Raw genomic sequence first — 17,468 nt, forward strand, 5'->3', positions numbered from 1 at the left:
ATCATATCGCTAGCGGCAAACGTACACAAATGCCGGGGGAATATTCAACGGGACGTAATGGACATGCTCGATGTCGAACAACGTGCCGAGCTGCTTTTTCATTTGCTGCGAATATTGGAAGGCGATGAACAAACCTCCGGGTTTTAGCGAACCCATGATTTCGTCCATCAGCTGATCGCGAAGCCGTTGCGGAAAATTAAAAAACGGCAGGCCGCTCAATATGCAATCCAGCCGATCGACACCCTCGGCCCGCAGCGCTTCCCGAAGCCGGCAGGCATCGGGGTAACACGCAAAACGGGGGAAATCCCTGGTTAATCCGCCGCGGAGCACCGCATCTTTTTCGAATAACATCACGTTCGTCCGGTTGACGTTATAAGCGTCAATGTACTTGGTAATCGCGCCGGTTCCCGCGCCGAGCTCGGCCATATGCCGGGTTTGCCGCCAGTCGACCGCCTCAAGCATTTTCCGGGCCAAAAAAGCCGAACTCGGCGTCACGCTGCCGATTTGTTTCGGCGCCTGCGAAAATTTGTACAGAAACAGCATTTTTTCTTGGATATGCTTCATCATCGGATTTCTCTCCCTTGCTTTTGCATATTCCCATGTTAAAAAAATTTTCTTGGGAACAAGCAAAGGAAAATCTGAAGAATTTCTGAAGGCAAACCGAAAAAAACGCCGCACCGGATCTCCCCGGCAACGGCGTTTTCGTTATGCAGTCGTTTCGTTTTCTCCCCATTGCTTTTCTTTCCACATGACGGTAATGGCAAGGCCGATGACCATGACGACGGCGGCGAACAGGTAAGGATAATTGACGTTGACGTCGAACAATATGCCGCCCACCGCCGGACCGGCGATATTGCCGAGGCTCGTATACGTCGAGTTCATCCCCGCGACAAACCCTTGGTCTTTCCCGGCCGCTTTGGACAAAAACGTCGTCAAGGCCGGGCGAAGCAGGTCAAACGCAAGGAAAATAAAGCTCGTGACCACCAGGACCGCCATAAAGCCGGAGATCACGGTGGATACGACCGCCAACACCGCGCCGACGATCAGACACCACTGAATGAGCCTTTTTTCGCCGAGAACGTCCACCATTTTACCGAACAAGAATATTTGGACGACGACCCCGAAGATGGAGCTGATCGTAATAATGGCCGCAATATCTTTGGGCGTGAACCCGAATTTATGGTCGGAAACCAAGCTGAACACCGTCTCGTAGGCCGACAGGCCGAACGCAAGCACAAATACGATGATAAACGCGATAAAGTAGAGCGGTTGAAGCGATTTTTTCAAATCGCCCAAAAAATGGGTTTGCTTTGCGTTCGCGGCGATTTCCGCGAGTTCTTCCTTGGTCAGCGGCTCCTTCAAAATAAAGATGGAAATTACGCATGCCAGGAAGGCGATGACCGCGGCAAAAAAGAAAGGAACGCGAATCCCGTATTCCGCGATGAAGCCGCCGATGCCGGGGCCGATAATAAAGCCGGTACTGATCGCGGCGGAGATATACCCCATGGCCTTTGGACGTTCCTCGACGGTCGTGATGTCGGCCACGTATGCGGTCGCGCTGGGCATGATAAAGGCGGCGCTGAAACCTCCCAACACCCTTGCGAAATAAAGCACCCATACGTTCGTGCCCACCCCGAAGATCAGCTCGGACACGCCAAACAGGAACAGGCCGATGACGATGATTTTTTTCCGGCCGTAGCGGTCGACCCAGCGGCCCGCAAACGGCGACATCACCAGCTGGGACACCGCGAATACCGCGACGAGCGCCCCCATCGTTTTGCCCGATAAATGCATCATATCCATAAAGGACGGCATGACGGGGATGATCAGGCCGACCCCCAGAAACGCAATGAACACGTTGCTCAGCAGAATGAGCAGCACCGCTTTTTGCTCTTTAATTGGTTTTTTCATGTCTCAACACTCTTTCCGTAAAAATCATGGATGCGATATGCCTCGCCAAAATACGGTCCAGCAGGCTTCCAATTTTTCTTCCAGCCGCTGTTCGTCATTGTCGTACACCAGGCTCAGCATGATGGAATCGACGATTCCGAGGAATGCAAGCGTCGGCGTTTTGGCCGACTCGCCGTATATGGCCTTCGTATCGATCCAATCCTTGAATTTTCGTTCGAGTATGCCCTGAATTTCGGTTTCGATGTCGACGACTTCCTGTCCGATCGCATCGGCCAGATGTGCCGGCGGGAAAAAGGACGTCCGCAGCCAAAACTTCAACTGCTCGTTTTTCTGGAACAAATCGATGACCAGCCGCAAAAATCCGTAAAGATCCCGCTCCGGATGATGCTCATCGAATCCGCTCATATATTCGAGCTTCGAAGCGCGCTCGGCCTCTTTCGCATCCCGCAGCACCTGCAGGAACAAATCGTCTTTTCCTTTAAAGTGTGCGTAAAGGGACTGTTTTTTCATACCGACTTCTTCGGCGATTTGGGAAAGGGAGGCTCCTTCATAGCCGTGTATCGTGAAAAATTTCAGGGCGGCATCCTTAATTTCATCGACTTTCAATCATGTGCACCTCCAACTAACGAACGTTCGTCAGTCATCTTAACAGATGATTGCTTGATAAGCAAGTGCCTAAATTTTTTAATAGTAATTGTTACGAATAACTTGCCAGAGCAAAAAATGTATGTTTTAATGTTAAACGTAATAATTACGAATAAGGGGAGATGAGCTGGTTCACTCGTACTAAATATGTGCGTACACAGCAGAGGATATTTTTTTGCCTATTTTTAAATCGTAATTATTACTATTAATACCGTCAAGGAGGATACATATGATCTTTTGCTCATTACGCGATATCGTGTTTGGATACGAAAACGAACCTGTGATCCGGAATGTATCCGCGGATATTCATGCCGGAGAATTCATTGCCGTCAGCGGCCCGAACGGGGCGGCCAAAACGACGCTGTTAAAGCTGATGCTCGGTCTCCTGAAGCCATGGAGCGGCACGGTCAGGTTTTCGGCGGAACTCGGCCGGAGCCGGGTGGCGTACGTTCCTCAGCAGGCCTCTTCCTTTAATGCCGGGTTTCCCAGCAAAGTCATCGAATTGGTCCGGTCGGGATGTTACCCGGAGCTCGGTTTGTTCCGGCGCTTTCGCCGGGAGCAGCATGAACTCGTGGAGGAGGCGCTCAAAGCGGTCGGCTTGTGGGAGCTGCGAAACCGGAAAATCGGGGAGTTGTCCGGAGGGCAAAAGCAAAAGGCATGCATCGCCAGGGCGATCGTGCAGCAGCCGGATCTGCTCGTTTTGGATGAGCCCGTTACCGGCATGGACGCCGCGAGCCGCACTCGTTTCTACGAGTGGATGCGGCAGCAGGTCAAAGAGGAAGGCAGGACGGTGATCATGGTGACCCACGGGCTGGACGAAGCCCAAGATTACCTGGACCGCGTGATTTATCTGGAAGGGAAGGAAGAAAGCGATGTTTCAATATGAATTTATGCAGCGGGCGTTTTTGGCGGCCGGTTTGATTTCGCTCATTGCGCCGGTGCTCGGCGTGTATCTTGTGCTCAGAAGGCAGTCCCTGATGTCGGATACGCTCTCGCATGTCTCGATGGCCGGGGTCGCGCTCGGCTCCGTGCTCCATCTCAGCCCGGTGTTATGCGGATTTCTGTTCGCCATATTGGGAGGAATCGTCATCGAGCAGCTGCGGCGGACGTACCGTTCCTACAGCGAAGTGCCCGTGGCGATCATTATGACCTCGGGGCTGGCGCTTGCGATGGTGCTGATGAGCCTGAAGACGAGCCTGAACAAAAGCTTTAATTCTTATCTGTTCGGTTCCATCGTGGCGGTCAGCGAAACCCAATTGATCGTCATCGCGGCCGTAACGGTGATCGGGCTCCTGTTTTTCGTGTTACTGCGCAGACCGCTTTATAGTTTGACGTTCGAGGAAGATACGGCTGCGGTCAGCGGCGTTCGCGTCAAGCTGCTTTCATTCGCTTTTGCGGTCGTGACGGGGATGATTGTGGCCGCTGCGATGCCGATCGTCGGCGTGCTGCTCGTTTCTTCCATGATCGTTTTGCCTTCGGCTTTTGCGCTTCGATTTGCCGGAGGATTCGCGTCGGCTTCGGTTCTGGCGGTCGCCACCGGCATGATCGGCGTGTTCAGCGGCCTGACCGCTTCCTATTACACGAATACCCCGCCCGGGGGGATCATTGCCCTGATTCTGCTTGCCATTCTGCTGGTCGGCATCGGCGTCAAACGAGTGGTCAAACGGACCGCCAAACGGCGTATCGCCAAGGCCGGCATGCCTGTACGGCAGCAAACCCATCAAACATTGAAGGAAGGAGCTTCAAAATAATGAAAAAATGGATTCCTTATGTATCCGCGCTTACGATTGCCGCACTGGCCGTTTCCTTGGCCGGCTGCGGCCAAAAAGAGGAGGTTTCGGCACCGGCCGGGGCGCAGCCCGCCGCGCAAAAGCAGAAGCTGAAGATCGAAGCGAGCTTTTATCCGATGTATGAATTCGCCCGCCAGGTTGCGGGGGATTTGGCGGAGGTGAACCTGCTCATTCCGCCGGACGTGGAGCCCCATGATTGGGATCCGACGCCGCAGGACATGGGGAAAATCGAGCAGGCGGACGTACTTGTGTACAACGGCGCCGGCCTGGAAGGATGGATCGATCAAATCCTGAACAGTTCGGGCAACAAAAAATTGAGCGTCGTCGAAGCAAGCAAAGGACTTGAGCTGATCGAAGGCGCCGAGGGAGAGCACGAGCACGGGGAAGCTGCGCATTCGGCGCATGCAGCCGATGACAAGCATGATGCTGCGGAAGACCATGATGCGGAAGCGGGGCATTCCCATGAGCATGCACACGAACATGAGCATGAACACGATCACGGGGGATTGGATCCGCACGTATGGCTATCCCCGCAGCTGGCCGTCAAGGAAGTCCGGAACATCGAAGCGGCCCTGATCGAAAAAGCTCCGGAACATAAGGAACAATTCTCGAAAAACGCGGACGCTTACGTCGCGAAGCTGGAGCAGCTGGATGCGGATTACAAAAAGGAGCTGCAAAACGCAAAACGGAAAGATTTCATTACCCAGCATGCCGCTTTCGGATATTTGGCCAAGACTTACGGTTTAACGCAGGTGCCGATTGCCGGGCTGTCGCCGGAACAGGAACCGTCGGCATCCGCCATGGCGGATGTGGTGAAGTTCGCGAAGGAGCATCAGGTCAAAACGATATTTTTCGAGACGCTAGTCTCCTCCCAGGTTGCCGATACGATCGCCAAGGAGCTCGGGGCGAAAACCGCCGTCCTGAACCCTCTTGAAGGATTGACAGCGGAGGAACAGGCGAAAAACATGGACTATATCTCCGTCATGCGCGCTAACCTTGCGGCGCTGAAAAAAGCGTTAAACGAATAGGATCTTAAGGGGAGAAGAGAAGATGGCTGACAAAATCATACCGGTAACCGTGCTGAGCGGATACCTGGGGGCAGGCAAAACGACCGTGCTGAACCATGTCCTGAACAACCGCGAAGGCGTGAAGGTAGCCGTCATCGTCAACGACATGAGCGAAATCAACGTCGACGCGGCCCTGGTGCAGTCGGGCGGGAGCCTGTCGCGCACCGAAGAAAAACTCGTCGAGATGTCCAACGGCTGCATCTGCTGCACCCTGCGCGACGATTTGCTGCAGGAGATCAAAAAGCTGGCGGAGGAAGGGCGGTTCGACTATATTTTGATCGAATCGACAGGCATTTCGGAACCGATCCCCGTCGCGCAAACCTTCAGCTACGCGGATGAAGCGTCCGGCATTAACCTGGCGGAGCACGCCCGGCTGGACTGCATGGTGACCGTGGTGGACGCCTACCGGTTCTGGAAGGACTTTTCCTCGGGCGAATCGCTGCTTGACCGGGCGGAGGCTTCGGGAGACAACGATGATCGGGATGTCGTCGACCTGCTGATCGACCAAATCGAAACCTGCGACGTGCTGCTGCTTAACAAATGCGATTTGGTGGAGGAAGAGGAGCTGAACCGCCTCGAGGGACTGCTGCGCAAGCTGCAGCCTACGGCCAAAATCATTCGCACCGTGGGCGGCCGGGTGAATCCCGCCGAAATCATGAACACGGGGTTGTTCGACTTCGAAAAAGCGAGCCTCTCCGCCGGCTGGATACAGGAGCTGGAAAAAGATCACCATACGCCGGAAACGGAGGAATACGGCATCGGCTCGTTCGTTTATCGCAAGCGCCTCCCTTTCCACCCGGAACGTCTCGCCGCGGCATTGTCGGACTGGCCAGCGGAAGTGGTTCGTGCCAAAGGGTTGGTATGGCTGGCGGTTAAGGACGATGTGGCCGCCACCTTCAGCCAAGCGGGACCGTCGATCCAGTTCGGCCCTGCGGGGTATTGGCTGGCGGCGATGCCTGAAGCCGAGCAGCGCGACATTTTGGCGGCCGAGCCGGACCTCAAAAGCAAATGGGATCCGACCTGGGGCGACCGGATGAACGAAATCGTTCTGATCGGGATCGATCTGGATCGCGAAGCGATCGAACGGCAACTGGATGCCTGCCTGCTGACGCCGGAGGAAATGAAGCTGGATTGGTCCCGTTTCCGCAATCCGCTGCCATGGGCGGCCATTTAAGTCATGCTGAAACCATATGCGTTTTTGAGCTTTGTGTGGTATTTGGGATTACGGCAGGTCCGACTGCTTCCCCTCGTGACATTTCAGAACATCAAACAGCCCGTTCTTTCTGAACGGGCTGTTTGGATTAAGGAATTGTCACACCCTATTTATTGAGAGGAGAATCCTCGTATCCTTCATCGTTATAATCCGCGTGCCGCATTTTGCCCAAAAAGTTCATGCCTTTGATCGTGCGTCTCGTCTTATCATCCCCTATTCAATAAATATTTCTATTGCTCTAACATGCATATTAAATTTATTGATTGTAAGGTAGAGCCTTTTAGCATATCTAGAAAAATATTCCAAAGTGGGTGATTCAAGCAAATTTTCATTAAACAGCCAATTTTGTGGAGCTAAAATAATATTTCCGCCGTTGAGCAACATAATATTATTCAAATATTCCCAAATAGAAGTTTCAAGTTCCCTATTTTCTACGTTGTTCATAGCTTGAAAGTTATCAATAATTATTTCAATATCCTCGCAATCAAGTACTTGATTTCTAATATCTAATTCTGAACGTAGATAAAAGTCTTTTACTACCGGACTTAAGATATCATTCTCCGTGACAACTTGTTGAAATGCCATTCTCGATTCATTTTTCATCTCACTTAATCTAATAGATGTTAGCTCATTATTCTCATGTATGCCTTCTATCGAATTAAAATGTGGTGCAACCAGATCAATAATAAAACGATAGATTTCAAGTGAATACAAAGGTACCTCAAAAGAAGTACCGCGCTTTTCCTGTAAGAATGGCGCAACAATCCATTGGAGCAAACTATTTTCTTCTAAGTGATATGGCGCTGAGGTATTTACAGATAATTGATTGATAGCAAAGTCAGCATTATATATTTCGTGTGACAAGTTTTTTCTTTCAATGTGTTCAACTCTCTTATACCACATCAGCATCTCTCCCAACAGGAAACTGCCCAAGTATATAACTGGGCAGTTTCTATTAAATCATTAATATTAGTATACTCTAATAGTACTAGGAGTTACAGCAATAATATCATAAACTGCATATCGCCCTTCAATTGACCCATACTTTTCTACGGAGAACGTACCCTTACCCGGTGTGAATTCTATCTGACCTTTCTCAGTTGGTTTATTCCCACCTTTTGGATTAATATAATGATCTTTTTGACCCACGATTTTGCCACTATCATTTTTTACATCAAAAATTAAAACTCCTTGTTGAATTGCTTCACCTGATCTTGTTAATGTTACTGTCCAATTACACAACATTTTGCCGCTGCCAATTGCTTCACAATTTATTGTTCCAAACCCTCCCACACCTGCTGCATGAGTATTTATTTCGTCAGTTGTTAAATTTTTTAAGTCAGCAGCGTTATTCTCTATTCCTTCCTCCACTAGAAAAAATCGAGAACTGAAACTTGTTTGCTGGGATTCTTCTGGATTTGCAGAATCAGCAAACGACGCGACAGGTAATGAAAGTAGCATAAATACAGTAAAAAGAGAGAATAACAGTTTTTTCATTTTTTCAACCACCTTTGATAAATTTTTATTCTACAGGAATATTTTATATATAAACAAGCTAAATTGTAAATATTTCCATGGGAAAATGATCAACAAGTACTGCCTTATATGAAAATCAATATTACTATTGTTTGATTTTGTTGGATAAAACGAAAATAAATCGACATAATACCCTAAACTATGTATTTATAGAGTAAATTTTTAAAAGGATTTCCATTCAACCAGTAACTCCAATAGATTCAGCAACAACATGTGTATTAACATAAAGATAATTTTCTGTTTCATCTAAAAAAGGATCTTGGATTAGGCTCTGCTCGTTTAATAATCGCTTTTAATATTCCAATTGTCATTCTTATTACAAGATCATTCTTTGAAGTTGTGACTGTTTTAGAGTTTTTTTTGATCCCAAGAACCGACAAACCAAAAGCTTAAAAAAAATTACTGAACGGTATAAACTGTATTTCCAATTGCTTATCATAGCTTTGTCATCTAATTGCTTTACCATATTCAATATCACTTTTCCCGAACGCGATATCATGGGATGGACTTTCCACAAACAGGGCAAACTAGGGAAAAACAGCCATGGAGGATGCGCATGAAAGCCGTAACGTACCAAGGTCGAAAAAAGGTGGAAGTGAAAGAGGTCCGCGATCCCGGACTTGAAAAAAAGGACGACATTCTTGTCCGGGTCACGACGACCGCGATATGCGGCTCGGATCTTCACGTGTATCACGGTTTAATTCCCGGCATGTACGACAACTATGTGATCGGCCATGAACCGATGGGCATCGTGGAAGAAGTGGGGCCGGAAGTGACACGCGTCAAAAAAGGGGACCGGGTCATCATTCCGTTTAACGTATCCTGCGGGCAATGTTTTTACTGCCAAAACCAGATGGAAAGCCAATGCGACAATGCAAACGATGCCAGGGATACGGGCGGATATTTCGGTTATTCGAAGACTTACGGCGATTACGCGGGGGGACAAGCCGAACTGATGCGGGTGCCTTACGGAAACTTCGTTCCGTTCGTCGTACCCAAAGACGCGGAGCTGGAGGATGAACAGATTCTCTTTTTGTCCGATATTTTGCCGACGGCCTACTGGGGCGTCGATCACGCCGGCGTAAAACCCGGGGACACGGTCGTGGTGCTCGGATGCGGGCCGGTCGGACTGCTCGCGCAGAGATTTGCCTGGAAAAAAGGGGCCAAACGCGTCATCGCCGTCGATCAAGTGGATTACAGGCTGGAGCATGCCAAAACATACAGCCATGTTGAAGCCTACAACTTCGGGGCGGTCAACGACCTGGACAAGCAGCTGATCGAATTGACCAAAGGCGGAGCCGACGTCGTCATCGACTGCGTGGGCCTGGATGCGAAGCGCACCCCGCTCGAAAAGGTCGAAACGGCGCTGAAGCTGCAGGGCGGCTCGCTTGGAGCTTTTGACATGGCGGCCAACATCGTGCGCAAATGCGGAACGATTTCGGTCGTCGGCGTCTACGGGCTGAAATACAACCTGTTCCCGTTCGGCCACTTGTTTGAACGGAACATTACGGTCAAAATGGGGCAGGCACCCGTCATCCACTATATGCCGGAACTATTCCAATGGATCAAGTCCGGGGAGCTGGACGCCACCGACATCATTACGCACCGGCTTCCGATGTCCGAAGCGGGGCATGCCTACAACATCTTCGACAACAAAGAGGACAACTGCATCAAAGTAGTGCTCAAACCATAAACTGCAGCCGTGACTTGCGAAAGAGCCCGTTCCATAAGAACGGGCTCTCTTTCGAACGGTCATTTAGCTTCATTCCGTATGATTTATTCTCTCACTCTCATCAGTCACCCAGCACATAAGCATCCAAAAAATCGTTTCGGAACTTGCCTTCAGGGTCGCAGCGAAGAAGAAGGTTGCGGAAATCCGGCAGCCGTTCGTAAAGCGTCCGCAAGCGGACGGGCGGCATCGTAAACAGCTTGGCCCAATGCGGACGCGCGCCGTATGGAGCAAGCCGCTCTTCGATCAACGGGAGCACTCGCTGCACGGCTTGCCAGTCAGGCTTCCAGGTGAAATGGATCGCGACCGAATCCTGCAGGTAACAAGGGCTCATCCACAAATCGTCTTTTGCAATCGTTCGAACCTCGGAAACATAAAGAAGAGGGGCAACCTGTTCCCGAAGTCCGTCCAACGCGCATAAAGCCTGGTAGGCGAATGCTCGGGGCACAAAATATTCGCTTTGCAGCTCCTCCCCGGCGCTTGGGGTGAATTCCATCCGGAAATGGGGGAGCCGCTCGAACCAAGGTCCGGGGACGCCCAGCTGTTCGCTGCAGTTTTCCGCTGAAAATCCTGCCACGGGGTGAACATTTCCCGCAGCCCTGACCGAGCCGAAAAACGTCGGCCCCATGGCGGAGGCGGTGCCGTCCATCGTCCGATGCTTCAGCCAGACCTGATTAAAGGAGGACGACTTCCAGTCCGTGAACAGGCTGACGCTGTAAGCGGCAGAGGCGATTTCGTCAAAGTGATGCTCCAAATTCTCCAAGGGGAGATTTTCGTATACGTACTGGCACATCTCGAACGCCGGGATGACGTCGAGCGTCATTTTCGTGACGATTCCGAGTCCGCCAAGACCAACGGCGGCTCCATTGATCTCGTCCCCTGCGTCCCGGGAGAAGCGCATGACGGCTCCGTCCGCCCCGACGATTTCCATCGCATGGATCGCAGCGGCCAGATTGCGGCTGTTCACCCCGGAGCCATGCGTTGCGGTTGCGCAGGCCCCTGCGACCGTAATATGCGGAAGCGATGCCAAATTATGAAGCGCATAACCTTCTTCGTTCAGATAACGGCATAGATCCCCATAGCGGATGCCGCCTTCGACCGTTACCCGGTGGTTTTGGCGGTCCAGCGCCAAGACCCGGTTCAGCTTTTCGAGCGACAGTTGGGTTTCCGGGCTGTCCGCGATTCCGTTGAATGAATGCCGCGTTCCGACGACCTTGATCCGGCGGCTTGCGGCCGCGAGTTCAACCACCTGTTCCATCGTTTCAGGGATATGAAGCTTTGAAGCGCTGTACGTGTAATTGCCTGCCCAATTCCGTTTTTGGTCCATTTGCTCGCTCCCATTCGGTATAAAAGTCTATAAACCTATGATAGCAGGGGGCGTACAGGGCCTCAACCTATTTGTTGAGAGGGGAATCCTCGTATCCTTCGTGGTCGTAGTCGGTGTGCCGCATTTTGCCTAGGATTTTCATGCCTTCGATCGTGCGCTTCGTCTTTTCGTCCCCGATGTCGTGCAGGAAAGCGTACACGTCGATCAGTTTATCGTTAAATTCCTGCGGCGCGTCGTCATGGTCGGCCGATTTATAGGGAATAAACGCGCGCTTGAACGTATATTCGTCTTCCCGGTTCAGATCCTCCAGCTTATCCATCAGCTTGGTCTTCTCCGCTTCGGTCATCAACACCTCGAATTCGGCGGATTCGTAAGGGGCGTCCTGAATCAAATGATGGCTGACGGAAATATAATAACGTTTTTTATCGGTATCCATAAGTCAGATTCCTCCTTCGTCCTTGGCGCTTTGCGCATCTTGCGTGTTCCCGGAGCTTTCGGCGGATGTGCCCGGGCGGCAAGAACGTTTTTACTGAATTTTAAACGAAAGGAGGCCTTCTTGAATCAGAGACGCCGGTCAATCCGTTCTTACGGAGGGTCTTCTGAGAAAATAGTGGACACCGGGTCGAAGGTCATTACGAAATACAATATGTATATGAGCGAAAATCAAAAGCTGTTGTTTCCGTCGAAGACGAGCTGCCCGAACCCGGGCAGCCGCCGATGACGCCTTAGCGCTTCGCGAACCAGATCGTCCAAGGATCCTTTTCGGCAATCGGGCCGGATCCTTGGAGCTTGCTTTGCATATAGGCAATGAGCTCATCCAGTTCCCCGTCCGAAAGTTCATGCAAAATCGAACGCCCGGTTCGCCGCCGCACATCCTCGAACAACGCCTCGGGGTCAGGATGCACTTTCCTCGGCTCCCACCATTTCAGCTCGCGAATATCGCAAAAACCGCTCTCGCGGAGCGCTTCGGTCACCGTTTCCGAATGATGCCTCCGGGATTTCTCCGTTTCCATAAGCCCAGGGAATTTTTCGAAAATGTAACCGCGGATGTGGGTATCCGATCCGGGCAATACGCTGTCTTCCGGCGTCCGGTCCTGCACGATCAGCATGCCGCCTGCCTTTAAAATTCGATGCCCTTCGCGAAAACAGCCCTGCAGATCGGTCAAGTGATGGATCAGCGCCCGTTCCAGCACGACATCGACATGCTCCGAAGGCAGCGTCGTCCGGTCCGCAGCACCTTGAATCCATTCCACTTCTTGCGTTTCGCCTACGTTTTGTTTCGCCCCCTGCAGCATTTCCGCCGAATAATCGACGCCGATGACATGCTCGGCTCCAAGGGCAAGCAGTGCTTTCGTGTAGATTCCTCCGCCGCAGCCAATATCCGCCGCCCGTTTTCCCTTCAGTTCCACCTGCTTGGCAATGAGCTCCAGCCAAGAGGCATCCGCAACGCGGGTCGTATAAGAAGATTGGTTTCTTGGATCATGAAAATCCATCGGCATAACAGAAACTCCTCCTTTTTAAGTTTCATGGAATGAAACTATGTTTTATAAAACGGGATGATTTATATGTATTATAAAACATTCGAAGCCGATTGGCTACGTTTTCGAAGAAAATCGGCGGACGTTATAAATTCTTTAGAATTGCCCTCTAGTATCAATCCCAGGAGGGGAAATGATTATGAAAGTACTGGAAATCGAACATGTAACCAAAAAAGCAGGACGGCGGACGCTTGTAAGCGACATGACCTTTGAAATCATGCAGGGGGATGTTTGCGGCTTCGTCGGCCCGAACGGCGCCGGCAAAACGACGCTGATCCGCATGATTACGGGGCTGGTCAGACCGGGCGAAGGCACCATCCGCATCGAAGGTTTCGACGTGCAGCGGGACCGGATGAAGGCGCTTGGCCAGGTCGGAGCCATCGTGGAATCGCCGATCTTTTTCCCATATATGTCCGGAAGGGACAACTTGCTGAACCTCGCGAAACTGCATGCGGGCATCCCGAAAGAAAAACGCGCGGCCCGCGTCGACGAGGTCCTGGCTACCGTCGGGCTGGACGGACGCGGACGCGATAAAGTCAAAACCTATTCCCTGGGCATGAAGCAGCGCCTCGGCATTGCCCAAGCGCTGCTTGGAAACCCGAAGCTCATCATCTTGGACGAACCGGCCAACGGGCTGGACCCGATGGGGATTCGCGAGCTGCGCAACCTGATTTTGAAGCTGAACCAGGCGTACGGGATCACCTTTTTCGTATCAAGCCATCTGCTTGACGAACTGCAGCGGATCTGCAACCGCTTCGTCATCATCAAGGAAGGACGGCTCGTATGGCAGGGCACGCAGGAAGCGTGGCTGGAGATGGCCGGAACGAGCAGCCTGGAAGACCATTTCGTGGAGATGATGACCACATGATGGCTTTATTTCACAGCGAGTGGGAACGGTTATGGAAACGCAAAATCGCCTGGCTGTTCCTGATCGCCATACCGCTGATCATTGCCCTGACGGCTAAATATTACATTGGCCATAACGCGTCCTTTCCGCTTGGAAGTCCCGAGCATACGACGGCGGAAAATTTTCCGGTCATGGCCATGATCGAGCAGCTGATCGTCGTGTTTAACGTCGTGGCGCTTGTGCTTTTGACTTTTTCCTTTACGGAGGAATACCGTTCGGGCCAGCTGCGGCTCGTCATGCTGCGGGCATACGGCAGCTCGCAAATTTTTTGGGCCAAATGGCTGGCGTTTGCATCCATGATGGCTTTGTTTTTCGTCGTCTATTTGGTTGCGGCGGTCGTCGCCGGGTACGTATTTTTCGAATCTTCGCCGCAGCAGACGTTGTTTTATTACGATCATGCCGTTTCAAGCCGATACATGATCGGTTATACGCTCAGCTATTACGGAATGGCTTATGCCTCGATCGTCGGGACGGCATCCGTATTTATCGCGATCGGCGTCATCTCCCGTTCGTCGACCGCGGCCATTGGCCTCGGCATGGGATTTTTGCTTTGTTCCCTCGGGTTTCCGCTCATCTATGACCTGTTCAACCGCGTCACGGGGTTCGGCTGGCCCGCGATGCTGAAATACGTTTCGCTGACGGAAATCCAATTTAGCGGGATCGCGGTCATGCTGTCGGGCAGCGCAGCGGCAAGAGAATGGCATGCCGGACTGTGGATGGTGCTTATACTTGCGGGATATGTCGCGTTGTTTACGGCCGCCGCCCGCCTCATCTTTACCAAATCGGATCGTTTTATATAAGGAGGAAATGGATCATGATGCAGCTTTTGCAAAGCGACTGGCAGCGGATATGGAAACGGAAAAAAACCTTCGTCAGTCTGCTGATGTTCGTTGCGATCGTGCTGCTCGACTGCCTGTTCTTGGGCGTGCAGTCGTTCGGCGCGTTCGATAACGTATCGTCGGTGCCTTTGACCGCACAAAATTTTTCGCTTTTTTTGCTGAAGGAAGTCTCGTTTTTTCTGGTGCTGATTATCGGCCCGATCCTGATGATCGACAGCTTTAACGGGGAATATCACGGGGGCCAGCTGCGTCTGGTGCTGATCCGCCCGATTTCGATCCTGCGGCTGTTTGCGGCAAAATGGATCAATCTGGCCGTCATCCTGCTGCTGTTTGTGGCGGTAACCTTTGTCATAGGGGAAGGTGCCGGGCATCTGCTCAAGCCAAGCGTGGACTCCGTCGTGTACCTGAACCCGGACCGCGCTTACGGCCCGGTTGGCGCATTCCTGTACAACCTGGAATCCTACGGGTTGTTCATGCTGATTTTGCTCGCGCAGTTAAGCGTGACCGCGGCCCTGTGCACCTTGCTTCCAAGCCCGATCATCTGTTATCTCGGCTGGATCGGAGTGGCAGTGGGCGGCCTGTATGTTTCGGATGCGCTCCGATTTTTGCTGATAGGGATGAGCACCGTTTTTCAATGGATGGCCGGCCGGTACGTTCATGCCTTTCTTTTGCCGGTAATGGTTTGTATATTTCTAGGTTTTGCCGTTACAATGTTGTGGTGGAACCGAAGAAACTGGGTGAAATAGCCCGGAAGCAGGGAGTTTATTTTACATGCAGGACAAAATACTGATCGTAGACGACGAGGCTCAAATCGTGTCGCTGATGGAGCAGGCCATGACGGCGGAGGGGTACCGGGTGCTGACCGCTTCCAACGGAATCGAAGCGATGAATCAACTCGGCCAGGCGCCGGATCTGATCATTCTTGACGTCATGATGCCGGGCATGAACGGATTTGAGCTGTGCCAGATGATCCGCGACGAGGTGGATTGCCCGATCCTGTTCGTCAGCGCGAAGCAAACGGAGGCGGACCGGATCCAAGGGCTGTCCATCGGAGGGGACGATTATATTACGAAGCCGTTCAGCCTTCGGGAGCTAAAAGCGCGAGTGGCTGCCCATCTGCGCGGAAGCCGGCGAATGCGGGAAAGCTCCGCGGAGCGGTCCCTGCTCCGGTACGGACGGCTGCGCATCAATTTGAAAGGCCGGGAGGTGCATGTCAACGACGCGGTCGTACCGATGACGGCCAAAGAGTTCGATATCGTCGAGCTGCTGGCACTGCATCCCGGGCAAGTTTTTTCCAAGGAACAAATTTATGACCGGATTTGGGGGCTTGAAGCGAGCGGAGACGCAAGCACCGTGACGGAGCATATCAAGAAGATCCGCGCCAAGCTGGGCTCGAGGGATCCTTTGAACAGCTATATTTCCACGCTTTGGGGGGTCGGCTACAAATGGGAAAGATCGGATTCGTAGAACGCCTGCCCATCAAGCGGCAGCTGATTCTCACCTTCGTGTGGATCATGGTTTTCAGCGTGGCGTGCACGGCCATTACGCTTGTCTTCGGCGTGGGCTGGATCGTTTCGAACAAATGGATACGCCCGGCGAACAGCTATGAAAACAAAATCCCTTCCCTCGTGGCATACGTCAAATCGCAAGGGGACGCGATCCTCGACCCGACAAGCCGAGCGGAGCTGGAAAAACGGATTCCGGGCGACGGAATCCAGTACCAGGCGGTCGACCTTTCCGGGAATCCGCTCTATGGAACGATGCGGGAACGCAAGTTTCAAACGAGTCAAGCGTTGATCGAGAACCTGAATACGACCAAAAGCGCGGGGACGACGCCGGCTTTTGGCGGGATGTTTGTCCGGAGCGTGCCCGTCATGTCGGCGGCAGGGGAGCTAAAAGGGGCCATGGTATTCCGCTATAAGCTGGAAGCGACCACGGCCGCGTCGGGTTCCAACTGGATCAACCTCGCCATCGTCCTGTACTTCGTCGTTTCGCCGTTTTTATACGTCGCGTTGTTTACGTATCTGTTTGCGGCGAGGCTCGGAAAACGGATTGCCAGACCCGTGCATAATCTCATCGATGCCTCCAAACGCATCCGCGACCAGGATCTCGACTTTACGATCAGCTATCAGGCGGACAATGAGCTGGGCATGCTGACCGAATCGTTTGAAAACATGCGCAGCGCCCTTAAGGACGCCTTGCTGAGGGAGTGGAAGCTGGAGCAGGAACGCAGGGACATGATGGACGCGATCGCCCACGATTTCCGCACGCCGATGACGGTCATCCAAGGCAACGTGGAGCTGTTGGCAGATACGCCCGATATGTCCCGGAGCCAAGCCGAAAGCCATCTGAAAGTCATCGAGGATAACATTCAAAGGGTCAACCGCCTGATCCAAGACATACAGATCGCTTCCGAAAAGGATTTGGAATACTTTCCGCTTCGCGGGGCGCAGGTTGCTTTGCGGCAGTTCATCCAGGACAAGGAGCGGGAGATCGGCTTCATGTGCCGTTCCCGGCAGGTCCGGTTCAGCTTCGAATACGAGGATTCTGCTCCCGGCGGCGGGGAGACGGTATATATGGACGTGCAGCGCATCAGCCAAGTCATGGACAACCTGGTGGCCAACAGCTTCCGGTATTTGCCCGCGGAGGGCGGCTGGCTCGGCGTTCGGATCGAAAGGAACGCGTCCGGCCTGCGATTCGCGATATGCGACAATGGCTCGGGTTTTGCCGAAAAAGATCTTCCGCATTTGTTCGAAAAGTTTTATCGGGGGGACAACGGGCAAACGGGCCTTGGCCTGCATACCGCAAAAGTGATCGTCGAGAAACACGGAGGCAGCATCCGCGCGTCGAACCGCAGGGAGGGCGGGGCTTGCATGGTTTTTACGATCCGGACGGACGAACTTGCCTGCAAAAGATGAAAAAGAAACGGCGGTTCGAGACCACGTTTATCGTTCGCCGGATGGACC

18 protein-coding genes are annotated in these 17,468 nt (G+C 52.3%); 10 read left to right on the forward strand and 8 right to left on the reverse strand.

Annotated elements, in window-relative coordinates; all coding sequences use genetic code 11:
* Positions 1-9 precede the first annotated feature (9 nt).
* The 3 genes from NYE48_RS10865 to NYE48_RS10875 all read right to left on the reverse strand — a co-directional run bounded on the left by NYE48_RS10865 (position 10) and on the right by NYE48_RS10875 (position 2,517).
* Entirely contained in the window at positions 10-564 is a 555-nt protein-coding gene (locus tag NYE48_RS10865) for a class I SAM-dependent methyltransferase (protein ID WP_445324065.1), read from the reverse strand.
* 141 nt (positions 565-705) lie between these two features.
* Positions 706-1,911, reverse strand: a complete 1,206-nt coding sequence (locus NYE48_RS10870) for an MFS transporter (RefSeq protein ID WP_212947875.1) — start codon at positions 1,909-1,911, stop codon at positions 706-708.
* A gap of 24 nt (positions 1,912-1,935) precedes the next feature.
* Positions 1,936-2,517: a TetR/AcrR family transcriptional regulator gene (locus NYE48_RS10875; protein ID WP_212947873.1), complete on the reverse strand. Its 582-nt coding sequence runs from the start codon at positions 2,515-2,517 to the stop codon at positions 1,936-1,938.
* 268 nt (positions 2,518-2,785) lie between these two features.
* On the opposite strand from NYE48_RS10875, the gene NYE48_RS10880 reads away from it, so the two are divergent.
* Genes NYE48_RS10880 through NYE48_RS10895 form a run of 4 tightly spaced genes read left to right on the forward strand, consistent with a single transcriptional unit; the run spans position 2,786 to position 6,587 of the window.
* On the forward strand, positions 2,786-3,442 hold the full coding sequence (locus NYE48_RS10880) for a metal ABC transporter ATP-binding protein (protein WP_212947872.1): 657 nt from the start codon (positions 2,786-2,788) through the stop codon (positions 3,440-3,442).
* The gene (locus NYE48_RS10885; RefSeq protein ID WP_212947870.1) at positions 3,429-4,307 is read left to right on the forward strand and encodes a metal ABC transporter permease; all 879 of its coding nucleotides are present in this window, start codon (positions 3,429-3,431) and stop codon (positions 4,305-4,307) included. Before NYE48_RS10880 ends, NYE48_RS10885 begins: the two co-directional genes overlap by 14 nt.
* Entirely contained in the window at positions 4,307-5,374 is a 1,068-nt protein-coding gene (locus NYE48_RS10890) for a metal ABC transporter substrate-binding protein (RefSeq protein ID WP_212947868.1), read from the forward strand. The genes NYE48_RS10885 and NYE48_RS10890 overlap by 1 nt, the downstream gene beginning before the upstream one ends.
* Before the next feature lie 22 nt (positions 5,375-5,396).
* On the forward strand, positions 5,397-6,587 hold the full coding sequence (locus NYE48_RS10895; RefSeq protein WP_212947866.1) for a GTP-binding protein: 1,191 nt from the start codon (positions 5,397-5,399) through the stop codon (positions 6,585-6,587).
* Between the two features lie 252 nt (positions 6,588-6,839).
* Here NYE48_RS10895 and NYE48_RS10900 read toward each other — a convergent pair whose 3' ends face one another.
* Both NYE48_RS10900 and NYE48_RS10905 read right to left on the reverse strand, forming a co-directional pair.
* Positions 6,840-7,529, reverse strand: a complete 690-nt coding sequence (locus tag NYE48_RS10900) for a hypothetical protein (protein WP_036710340.1) — start codon at positions 7,527-7,529, stop codon at positions 6,840-6,842.
* A 66-nt stretch (positions 7,530-7,595) separates the two neighbouring features.
* On the reverse strand, positions 7,596-8,123 hold the full coding sequence (locus NYE48_RS10905; RefSeq protein WP_036710343.1) for a hypothetical protein: 528 nt from the start codon (positions 8,121-8,123) through the stop codon (positions 7,596-7,598).
* A gap of 595 nt (positions 8,124-8,718) precedes the next feature.
* Between NYE48_RS10905 and NYE48_RS10910 the strand changes: the two genes are divergently transcribed.
* Positions 8,719-9,855: a zinc-dependent alcohol dehydrogenase gene (locus NYE48_RS10910; protein ID WP_036710346.1), complete on the forward strand. Its 1,137-nt coding sequence runs from the start codon at positions 8,719-8,721 to the stop codon at positions 9,853-9,855.
* 100 nt (positions 9,856-9,955) lie between these two features.
* On the opposite strand, the gene NYE48_RS10915 is transcribed toward NYE48_RS10910, so the two are convergent.
* The 3 genes from NYE48_RS10915 to NYE48_RS10925 all read right to left on the reverse strand — a co-directional run bounded on the left by NYE48_RS10915 (position 9,956) and on the right by NYE48_RS10925 (position 12,717).
* Positions 9,956-11,218, reverse strand: coding sequence for an FAD-binding protein (locus tag NYE48_RS10915; protein WP_340998525.1), 1,263 nt, complete (start codon positions 11,216-11,218; stop codon positions 9,956-9,958).
* 67 nt (positions 11,219-11,285) lie between these two features.
* Positions 11,286-11,654: a hypothetical protein gene (locus NYE48_RS10920; protein ID WP_340998526.1), complete on the reverse strand. Its 369-nt coding sequence runs from the start codon at positions 11,652-11,654 to the stop codon at positions 11,286-11,288.
* Between the two features lie 289 nt (positions 11,655-11,943).
* The gene (locus NYE48_RS10925; RefSeq protein ID WP_340998527.1) at positions 11,944-12,717 is read right to left on the reverse strand and encodes a class I SAM-dependent methyltransferase; all 774 of its coding nucleotides are present in this window, start codon (positions 12,715-12,717) and stop codon (positions 11,944-11,946) included.
* 178 nt (positions 12,718-12,895) lie between these two features.
* Between NYE48_RS10925 and NYE48_RS10930 the strand changes: the two genes are divergently transcribed.
* From NYE48_RS10930 to NYE48_RS10950, 5 genes are read left to right on the forward strand one after another with little or no spacing between them, the layout of a single operon-like run.
* Positions 12,896-13,624 (forward strand): ABC transporter ATP-binding protein, encoded by a 729-nt coding sequence (locus NYE48_RS10930; protein ID WP_340998529.1) that lies wholly within the window; start codon positions 12,896-12,898, stop codon positions 13,622-13,624.
* Positions 13,621-14,463, forward strand: coding sequence for an ABC transporter permease (locus tag NYE48_RS10935; protein WP_340998531.1), 843 nt, complete (start codon positions 13,621-13,623; stop codon positions 14,461-14,463). Before NYE48_RS10930 ends, NYE48_RS10935 begins: the two co-directional genes overlap by 4 nt.
* A gap of 14 nt (positions 14,464-14,477) precedes the next feature.
* Positions 14,478-15,248 carry an ABC transporter permease gene (locus tag NYE48_RS10940; RefSeq protein WP_340998533.1) on the forward strand — a complete coding sequence of 257 codons (771 nt, stop codon included), beginning with the start codon at positions 14,478-14,480 and terminating at the stop codon, positions 15,246-15,248.
* A gap of 25 nt (positions 15,249-15,273) precedes the next feature.
* The gene (locus NYE48_RS10945; protein ID WP_340998535.1) at positions 15,274-15,969 is read left to right on the forward strand and encodes a response regulator transcription factor; all 696 of its coding nucleotides are present in this window, start codon (positions 15,274-15,276) and stop codon (positions 15,967-15,969) included.
* Entirely contained in the window at positions 15,948-17,420 is a 1,473-nt protein-coding gene (locus NYE48_RS10950) for a HAMP domain-containing sensor histidine kinase (RefSeq protein ID WP_340998537.1), read from the forward strand. Before NYE48_RS10945 ends, NYE48_RS10950 begins: the two co-directional genes overlap by 22 nt.
* Positions 17,421-17,468: the final 48 nt, after the last annotated feature.

The organism is Paenibacillus sp. FSL M7-1455 (assembly GCF_038004655.1).
Lineage (GTDB): Bacteria > Bacillota > Bacilli > Paenibacillales > Paenibacillaceae > Paenibacillus_AQ > Paenibacillus_AQ cookii.